Source organism: Mesorhizobium sp. M7A.F.Ca.CA.004.06.1.1 (assembly GCF_003999135.1).
Classification (GTDB): Bacteria; Pseudomonadota; Alphaproteobacteria; order Rhizobiales; family Rhizobiaceae; genus Mesorhizobium.
Genome location: NZ_RZPQ01000175.1, coordinates 1 through 8,963, shown reverse-complemented (window position 1 = coordinate 8,963; position 8,963 = coordinate 1). Strand labels below are relative to the sequence as shown.

7 protein-coding genes are annotated in these 8,963 nt (G+C 58.4%); 3 read left to right on the top strand and 4 right to left on the bottom strand.

Annotation, left to right across the window (positions count from 1 at the left end; translation table 11 throughout):
* The coding region (locus EN906_RS13205; protein ID WP_127375209.1) for an EAL domain-containing protein at window positions 1-1,835 on the top strand (1,835 nt) is incomplete at its 5' end.
* A 438-nt stretch (window positions 1,836-2,273) separates the two neighbouring features.
* On the opposite strand, the gene EN906_RS13195 is transcribed toward EN906_RS13205, so the two are convergent.
* Together EN906_RS13195 and EN906_RS13190 are read right to left on the bottom strand one after the other, a co-directional pair.
* Window positions 2,274-3,329, bottom strand: a complete 1,056-nt coding sequence (locus EN906_RS13195) for an HWE histidine kinase domain-containing protein (protein ID WP_127272449.1) — start codon at window positions 3,327-3,329, stop codon at window positions 2,274-2,276.
* Window positions 3,326-4,765, bottom strand: a complete 1,440-nt coding sequence (locus EN906_RS13190) for an ATPase domain-containing protein (protein ID WP_127268868.1) — start codon at window positions 4,763-4,765, stop codon at window positions 3,326-3,328. The genes EN906_RS13195 and EN906_RS13190 overlap by 4 nt, the downstream gene beginning before the upstream one ends.
* A 246-nt stretch (window positions 4,766-5,011) precedes the next feature.
* On the opposite strand from EN906_RS13190, the gene EN906_RS13185 reads away from it, so the two are divergent.
* Complete coding sequence (locus EN906_RS13185; protein WP_127268870.1) at window positions 5,012-6,943, top strand: PAS domain-containing sensor histidine kinase; 1,932 nt, start codon at window positions 5,012-5,014, stop codon at window positions 6,941-6,943.
* 405 nt (window positions 6,944-7,348) lie between these two features.
* Here the strand turns inward: EN906_RS13185 and EN906_RS13180 are convergent, their stop codons facing one another.
* Window positions 7,349-7,555: a DUF3606 domain-containing protein gene (locus EN906_RS13180; protein WP_127268872.1), complete on the bottom strand. Its 207-nt coding sequence runs from the start codon at window positions 7,553-7,555 to the stop codon at window positions 7,349-7,351.
* A 121-nt stretch (window positions 7,556-7,676) separates the two neighbouring features.
* Entirely contained in the window at window positions 7,677-7,850 is a 174-nt protein-coding gene (locus tag EN906_RS37270) for a hypothetical protein (RefSeq protein ID WP_164748842.1), read from the bottom strand.
* Between the two features lie 184 nt (window positions 7,851-8,034).
* On the opposite strand from EN906_RS37270, the gene EN906_RS13175 reads away from it, so the two are divergent.
* Window positions 8,035-8,898, top strand: a complete 864-nt coding sequence (locus tag EN906_RS13175; RefSeq protein WP_127268874.1) for an ATP-dependent DNA ligase — start codon at window positions 8,035-8,037, stop codon at window positions 8,896-8,898.
* Window positions 8,899-8,963 lie beyond the last annotated feature (65 nt).

The window sequence follows — 8,963 nt, the reverse complement described above, 5'->3', positions numbered from 1 at the left end:
CTCCAAAGAATGCCTGGATTTTGCGGGGGCTCATAGGCTTTGCCGGCGCGCTGGTGGTGCTGCCGATCCTGGTGGCCGGGCGGCTGTTTGGCGAGAGACAGAAAAACTATGCCGAGCTCAGACGCTTGTCCGGCCGTCTTGAGCTGGCTTTGGAAGCTTCTGGGATCGGCGTGTGGGAGCACGACCTGGCCACAAAAGAGCTGCTATGGGATCACCGCGTCAACCAAATCTACGGCAAGCCAGCCGATGGCAAACCGCGCGGCTATGACGACTGGGCTTCGGCCATTCATCCCGACGATTTCAACCGGGCGCGCCAGGAGTTCGAGTCGGCCGCAGAGAGGAAAGGACCCTATTCCTCGCAATACCGAGTCCTGCTTGCGGAGGGCGGCACGCGCCACGTGCGCACGCGCGCAGCCTTCTTCCAGGACATCGGCGGCACGCCAAAGATGATTGGCGCCGAGTGGGACGTGACCAGCGACGTGCTGCTCAACGAGACGCTCATGCGAGAGCGCCAGCTGTCAGAATCGAAAAATGCCGAACTTGAGGTCGCCAAAGCGCGTGTCGAGCATGTGGCTCTGCATGACCCGCTGACGGGTCTGCCCAACCGTCGCTATCTCGATGAGTTGCTTGCCGAAAACGGGGAAAAGGATACCCGTACGGCACTGCTGCATCTGGACCTCGACCGCTTCAAGCAGATCAATGATACGCTGGGCCACGCAGCAGGTGACGCTATGCTGGTGCACGCCTCCAAGGTCATCAAGGTCAACACGACTCCCGGTGATTTTGTTGCACGCATCGGCGGTGACGAGTTCGTTGTGGTGAGCCATGGGCGTGATGACAAACAACTTTCCGCGCTCGCCGACCGCATCATCACGCAGATGCGCCGGCCGGTCGATTTTCTGGGCAATCCGTGCCGGTTCGGAGTGAGCATCGGAATCGCCGCCGGAACCGAACCCAGGCAACTGCTGGTCAACGCCGATCTCGCCCTTTACCGGGCCAAACGCCGTGGTCGCAATCGCCACGAGTTCTTTGACGAAGAGCTGCAAAGCGAGATCGTGCGGACCAAGCAAATTGCCGACGAAATCCTGGGCGGGCTGGAGCGCGCCGAATTCACAACATACTATCAGCCGCAGTTCGACGCCCGCACGCTTGAGATCGTCGGAGTAGAGGCGTTGTCGCGCTGGAAGCATCCAACACGCGGCATCCTGGCCCCCCAAAGTTATCTTAAAGTGGCCGAAGAACTCAACGTCGTGGCAGTCATCGATCGCGCTGTCCTGGAACAGGCGCTAGAGAACTTCGAGCACTGGTCGAGCAGCGGTCTCAACATCCCGCACGTCTCGGTCAATGTCTCCGCCAAGCGCTTGGAGGACAAGGATCTGATCCATGGCTTGCGCAAGCTTGCCATCAAGAAAGGAACCCTTTCGTTTGAGTTGGTCGAGTCCATCTTCCTCGATGATAATGACGACCTGGTCACGTGGAACCTGGAGCACATAAAGGAACTCGGCATCGACATCGAGATCGATGACTTCGGCACCGGCCATGCTTCGATAGTGTCCCTGCTCAAGCTGCAGCCGCGCCGGCTCAAGATCGACCGTCAACTGATCACGCCCGTCACCCAGTCGATCCCGCAGCGTCAACTGGTCTCGTCCATCATTGAGATCGGCAAATCGCTGGGCATCGAAGTCATTGCCGAGGGTGTCGAGACGAACGACCACGCCCGCATCCTGAAGGAACTAGGCTGCGATATCCTGCAGGGCTATGTTTTTGGACGCCCAATGGAGGCCAAGGCTTTCACGGCGTTTGTGCAATCGCGCAAATGGTTGGCAGCGGGGTAAGGTCATGCCCGCTCCGTCAGAGCGCCGGTTCGCCAATGTGCTCCGCCCTTGCGTGCCGGCGAAGTGAGCCAAAGCAAAGGTTCCTCGTGAGTCAATTCGACCCGTGCCGAAAGAGGAACTTCAGGATCGCTTCGACGGCAGATCAAGGCGGGCGAACGCCTGACAATGCGCTTATGTGATTTCCCGGCGGCCCAGAGGGGCACCTATAGGCCGTTTCCTGAGAAACGCGCCAACAGCAAAACTCCAAGCAGGCGGCCCCGATTTTCGGCGGACACAGATGCAAGCAGCGCCCTTGCCAGTTCCTTGGCAAGGTGCGTCGCTCCTTCGCGAGCGGCGCCCGGTGGCGGGCTCCTGCTGATGATCTGCGGTAGAAGAAAGGGCTTGGCAATCACGATACTGTTTGGAACTTCCGCTGCCCAATGGCAGGCGCTGCCGCAATCAGCCGAGCCGACCATCGGATGCAAGGCGGGAGAGCAGGCCGCGGATCGAGAAACGCAGTCCCTCCGGCGCAAAGTCGAGATCGGGAGCCTGTCCGAACAGACTCGTCAATGCAGCGCGCATGTAGCGCGTCCCATATCCCACTCGCGAGGGTTCGACTACGGTTGGTCCTCCTGTTTCGGTCCATCTCAACGACAGCAATGGTTCCGAGTTCGACTCAATATTCCATTCCAGGCGTATTCTGCCTTCGGGGCGGGACAAGCCGCCATATTTGATGGCGTTTGTTGCCAGTTCATGAAGCGAGAGGGCGAGAGTTGTACCGGCATCGCGCGAAAGCAGCACCTCGGGTCCTTCGATCGTGATGGCAGTTTGATCCTTGGAAAGGTATGGCGCGAGGACCGATTTTGCTACATTCGTTAAGGCCACTGTCTCGCCACCGGCAGCAAAAACTGCAGAATGAACATCCGACAAGGCTCTCAATCTCCCTTTGAAGTCTTCTGCAAGTCCCTCTGCCGAGATCGCGCCGCGCCTGGTCATATCGAAGATGGATATGACGGTCGCCAGGATGTTTTTCACTCGATGATTTAGTTCAAGGCGTAGTTCCGTCTCCCGCTCAAGATAGTCACGCACGTCGCGCTGGCGAATTCTGGTGAGGAGTGCCGACTGGATTCCGCTTATCAGTTCGAGCGCAGCCACGGGACGCTGATAGTATATCTGACGCGAACGTGGCCAAGCAGCACTCAGCGCCGCTTGGATGCGTGACTGCTGTGCCGCGCGGTCCAACAAAACAACGATTGGAATTTCCGACCAATTCGGCTGCGCCTGAAGGAAACTTTCAACCGTTGCGATAGCCTGAGGATTCAAGGCTTCGTGAGTAACAACCAGCACTCCAGGGGATAGCGCAAGCAAACCCTCTAAGTCCTCGGGACTCGCCGCTAGAGCCCGTAGACCACGTTCTTGCAGCAGGGAAGCGGTGTAACCAGCATCCTTGCGGTAAGGCGCCAAGATCAGCACCCAATCCAGTGTTCCCAGCCCGTTTCGCTCGACGTCGTTCACGTCTCGGGCAGAGGATTGTAGGAAACGACGGAAACGCCGGAACTCGCGATGAACAGTTCCCGGACATCGAGATCGTGCGGGCCGTGGCGCTTCTTGACGACCGTGATGTTGCGCCTCAAACGGCCCTCATGCTCGGACATGCGCAGCAGAAGCACGGTGTCGCCGAGAAAACTAACGTCCACGTCGATCCCAACGTTCTGCCCGAGCAAACCATGCTGGGCGACAATGAGCATGGTCAGCACGTCAGCGCGCGCGAGATGTTTCAGGAGAGACTGGATGTCCAGAACCGCCTTTTCCCGGTGGGGAAGAGAATTCAGATAGCCGGTGAAGCTGTCAATCACGACAACCCGGGTATTGTTGCGACTGACGACTTGCTGCACAATCTGGCCGAACTCCCCAGGCGAGATTTCGTTGGGACTAAAATCGTAGATGACAAGTTGGCCATCCTTGTGGAACTGCCGAAGATCCATCCCAAGGCCCTCGGACCGGCGAAAGAAAGTCTCCAGTCGCTCCTCAAACAGGAACAGGGCCACGCTTTCGCGGCGCTGAAGCGCGGCAGTGGCGTAAAGCGAAGACATCGTCGACTTGCCTGTTCCCGACTGACCAATCACGAGCGTTATGGTTCCCGATTCCTGGCCGCCGCCGAACATCTCGTCGAGAGCGTCTACCCCTGACTTGATCAGTTGCGGCTTGGTCACTTCGGGAGGCGACCCTGGCACAATCCTCGGAAACACCACAACGCCCTCGCCCTCGCGAATGGCCATATCGTGATAACCGTCAGCAAACGGCACGCCGCGCATCTTGCTGACTTCAATGCGCCGGCGCACGCCGCCGTAGTCCTCGAGAGATTTATCAAGCCGGATCACGCCGTGGGCAATGCCCTCGATTTCCTCGCCGTTGTGATCGCCTCCGCTGGTCTGGGTGTCGAGCAACACCGCCACAATGCCCCGTTTGGCAAGGAAGGCCTTGAAGCCAATCAGTTCGCGCCGGAACCTCGGTGTGTCACCGGTAATCAGCCGGATCTCGAGCAGCGAGTCATAAACAAGCCTGTGGGGTTTGTGTTCTTCGATCGCGCGTTCAATCGCCTTGCGCGTTTCATCCAATCGAAGGTCGGCAGTCTGGAAAATCGTCTGATCGGCCGCGCCACTCAGGGTCTCCGAAGCGGACAATTCCTCAACACGAATCCCATCAAGCGTCCAGCCGTGTGAAGACGCAATCGCCTGCAGTTCGGCGGCGGTTTGCGAAAGGCTGACATAGATGCAGCGTTCACCGGCTGCCACACCGGCGCGCAGGAACTGCAAGGCCGCGGTCGTCTTGCCTGCGCCTGGATCGCCTTGCACGATGTAGAAGTTGGAAGCGGGCAATCCACCGCGAAGAATTTCGTCCAAGCCGGCAATGCCGGAACTTACAACGGGCTGCTTCTTTCGCTCGGTCATTCCGCCCTCGTCTCCAAACAGGAATCGTAAGCCGCCATAATCATAGGTTCGAAGTAGAACCTGGGTAGACCGACCGGCGGCCCGACCCCAGTATCTGGAATTCCAGTTTCTGTAATGGCCGCGCCGCCGTCAGGCAAGTAGCTCGTTGCAGGCCACGGCAATCACGGCCTGTGCCACATAAGGACGCACGCCTTCCCCTCGTCTGTGGAACCATCCGAGACGCCAGCAGTTTCATGAAGTTGACAGATGAACGGATGGGGTATGATTCAAGGGACCGTCGATAAAGCCGATGAGGATCGCTACCGCGTTCTCGTCGAGGCCGTTACCGATTATGCGATCTATATGTTGAACCGTTCGGGAACCGTGACGAGTTGGAACGCGGGGGCAGAGCGGTTCAAAGGCTATTCCGCGAGCGAGATCATCGGTCAGCATTTCTCGTGCTTCTACACGCAGGAAGATCGCGAAGCTGGTCTTCCATCGCGGACTCTGGAGACAGCAGCCCGCAATGGCAAATTTGAAACCGAGGGCTGGAGAGTGCGTCGCGACGGGAGCCGTTTCTGGGCTCATGTTGTGGTTGATCCTATATTCGATCCAAGCGGCAAATTAACCGGCTTCGCAAAAGTCACCCGTGATCTTACCGAGCGCAAGAAAGCGGAGGATGAAATCCGGAGAGGTCAGGAGCAGTTCCAGCGCCTGGTTCAGGGCGTGACGGACTACGCGATCTATATGCTTGATCCTGAAGGCGTAATCACGAGCTGGAACTCGGGTGCAGAACGCATCAAAGGTTACTCGGCCGACGAAATAGTCGGCAAGCACTTCTCGCAGTTCTACACGCCCGAGGATCGCGAGCGAGGCACTCCGCAAAGCGCCTTGGAAATCGCTGCTCGCGAGGGGCGAGTTGAGCGCGAGGGCTGGCGGATACGCAAAGACGGTACTGCGTTCTGGTCCCATGTGGTCATCGACGCCATTCGGCACGAGGATGGCGAACTCCTGGGTTTCGCGAAGGTTACGCGGGACATAACGGAACGGAAGAAGGCGCAGGAGTCATTGGATCAGGCACGCGAAGCCCTTTTCCAGTCACAAAAAATGGATGCGATCGGTAAGCTGACGGGCGGTGTCGCTCACGACTTCAACAATCTGCTGATGGCGGTTCTGGGTAGTCTTGAGCTGCTGCGCAAACGGCTACCTGACGATCCACAATTGCTGCGTCTTCTGGATAATGCCGTGCTCGGGGCGCGACGGGGAGCGTCGTTGACGCAGCGCATGCTGGCTTTCGCGCGGCGGCAGCAACTCGATCCGAAGCCTGTCGATTTGATTGAGCTCATACATGGAATGAAGGAGCTCTTGGAGCGATCGCTGGGCTCAAGAGCGACTATCGAGACCAAATTTCCGCTCTCGCTCGATCATGTGATGGTGGATGAAAGTCAAATCGAACTCGCATTGCTCAATCTGTGCGTCAATGCCAGGGATGCGATGCCTGACGGCGGAACGATCGTCATCTCCACTCGGATGGAACAGGTCGGCGAAAGCAAAGAGGCAGGCTTGGCCCCAGGCCCATACGTCTGCCTCTCGGTAGCAGACGCTGGCGAAGGAATGGACGAAGAAACACTAGCTCGGGCGACAGAACCGTTCTTCACCACAAAAGGCGTTGGCAAAGGCACGGGTCTCGGTCTGTCTATGGTACATGGGATGACAGAACAAATGGGCGGGCGCCTGACGCTTAGGAGCCGCAAGGGAGCAGGGACGACGGCGGAACTGTGGCTGCCGGTCGCCACCGCGAGCTCGGAAGTCGCGCGCGGGCCGGATGTTCTTGCCGAGGAAGCCATTGAGACGGCGTCGCTGCGGATCCTGGCAGTGGATGACGATGCCCTGGTCCTTTTGAATACCGCGGCAATGCTCGAGGATCTCGGCCATACTGTCGCGGAGGCGCATTCTGCGGCGGCAGCCCTCAGGCTTTTGGAGGAGCACCCGTTCGACCTCGTTATAACGGATCATGCTATGCCGAAAATGACGGGCCTGCAGCTATCGAATACGATCAAAGTCCAGTGGCCGCACGTACCCGTCATTATAGCAACGGGCTACGCCGAACTCCCGGGGACTCGCGACATCAAGATTCTCAGCAAGCCGTTTACAGAAGAAGAATTGGCGAACGCAATAGCAACCGCTAATGTTGCGTAGGGTGGCCTGAGAGACAACCCCTTTGAGTTCCTTGATGCGTCAAGCTCGGATAAAACCCTCCAATATTTTTCTCTGTGCCGAGAGTACTTGCGAAGCGGCAACCTGCTCAGCGGTCAGAAGGGAGGTTTCTATGGAAAGTGTACGTTCAAGCAGCCGATTCGTGAGAGAGGACGGCTTCGTTCTTCGAAAGATCGCTCTGGTCTCCTGCCCTACCAGCCTATGCCGCACTTAGCTCCCGGATCTAACTGTTTGCAAGGATTGGGAACCCGCGAGGCGTTGTTCTCGCAGTCCGCGCAGTCAAGCAGGAGTGCGGACAGGCCTACCCAGCCGCGAAACAGAAAAGCCCCGGCGCTGGATCTGCACCGAGGCTAAGGGCATGTACGAGCTACCTAGCATGTCCGAGTTTCAACCTCCGCTAATATTGTAAATGAATGGTGAACTGTGCGCACCGACTTCACCCGGTTGTGTTTGGCGTCCCTGTGGTTCGCGAAGGGCCGAATATGCTCCACCAGTAAGCTGGAATTTGCTGGCGAGATCGCCGACCTCGTATTCCTCGTCGCCCGAAACGCGGTCTCGATCACGAAAATCACGCCTGCTTTTGTCATCTGGCATGGTTGTCCTCCTGAGCGGAGCAGCGCAAGTGGCGCCGGTTCCACGTAAGGGTGGCCAGCGCTTGTCGCAGAGTTGGCCCTGCGCCGGCTTGGTTCTGCCCGCACGGGATCCTTTGTGGAGGCTATTGATCTTGTGTGGCCTCGATCAGACGCCGAATCCTGCCCGACCGCTCGATGTTTTGGGCCACCATCTTTTCCGAGCGCTCAATCGCGAGCTCGGCCCGTTCGAGGCGCTGCTTGGCACTGGCGACTTCGGCCGCCATCGCGATTCCCCGGCCTTTCGTGATGTTTGTCATGGGATTGAAACACCGGGAGGGCGGAATCGTTCCTTGAGCCGGCCAAGCGGCGCTCCAGCGATTTCAGCCGCTGGATCAAGATAACGCTCCTCAAGGTGCTCCGGAGCTGCCCAAGCGTCTGGTGCGTTCCTTTGCAACTATTTTAGCCTCTTCTAATTTAAAGTCGGTCAGTCCGAGTTAGCGTATGTTGAAGTTCATCCGGCCGATGTTCCCCACGCTTGTCGAGGTGCCGCCGACAGGGGACAACTGGATTCACGAAATCAAATATGACGGCTATCGTACCCAGGTGATTGTTGAGGACGGCAAGGCCAGAGCGATCACGCGAAGGGGCTACGACTGGTCATCGACGTACAAGACGATTGTCGAGGCGGCGGCAACCATTCCGAAGTCGGCAATCATCGACAGCGAGGCAATCGTCCTTAACGAGAAAGGCGTGTCGGATTTCCATTCGCTGCGGTCGGCGATGCGATGGGCGCCGGATCGGATCATCTTCGTTGCCTTCGATCTGCTGCACCATGACGGCATCGACCTGCGCCCCGAACCATTGCTGGCACGCCGGGAAAAGCTGCTCGAACTCGTCAGGCCTGCCAAGGGCGTGATCCAGTACAGCCACCATGTGCATGGCGGCGGGGATGACTTCTACGCCGCGGTTGACCGCATGGGCCTAGAGGGCATGGTGTCGAAGCGGCCTGACAGCGTCTATCGGTCAGGCGACACCGAAGCGTGGCTGAAAACGAAATGCTATGAGGAAGTCGACTTTGAAGTTGCAGGCGTGCAGCGAACGCCCAGTTCGGCTCCACTCGCCTTGATGGCAACCCGCGATGCGGAACGCCGCTACGTCGGCTCGGCAAACATCGCCCTGACCAAAGCCATGCGCGAACGCCTCTATGCCAAGGTGCAAGAGGGGAAAGGCGCGCCACCGAGGGGCGCCGACAAGCCCGATGCCGAATGGATCAAACCTGGCCTTGTCGGACGCGTGAAGACCCTCAAGCGCGAAAATAAACTACGCCACGCCACGCTGCGGGCGATCCGGGAGGCAAAGGCATGACGCATCGCCCACGATGCACATCTCGGGATCGACCGCAGCGTGGCGTGGCGTAGTTTATTTTCGCG

Excerpts from the sequence above, each read along its gene's own strand:
- EN906_RS13185 (WP_127268870.1), top strand. The coding sequence starts at position 5,012 with ATGAACGGATGGGGTATGATTCAAGGGACCGTCGATAAAGCCGATGAG.
- EN906_RS13175 (WP_127268874.1), top strand. The coding sequence starts at position 8,035 with ATGTTGAAGTTCATCCGGCCGATGTTCCCCACGCTTGTCGAGGTGCCG.
- EN906_RS37270 (WP_164748842.1), bottom strand. The coding sequence starts at position 7,850 with ATGACAAACATCACGAAAGGCCGGGGAATCGCGATGGCGGCCGAAGTC.
- EN906_RS13190 (WP_127268868.1), bottom strand. The coding sequence starts at position 4,765 with ATGACCGAGCGAAAGAAGCAGCCCGTTGTAAGTTCCGGCATTGCCGGC.
- EN906_RS13180 (WP_127268872.1), bottom strand. The coding sequence starts at position 7,555 with ATGCCAGATGACAAAAGCAGGCGTGATTTTCGTGATCGAGACCGCGTT.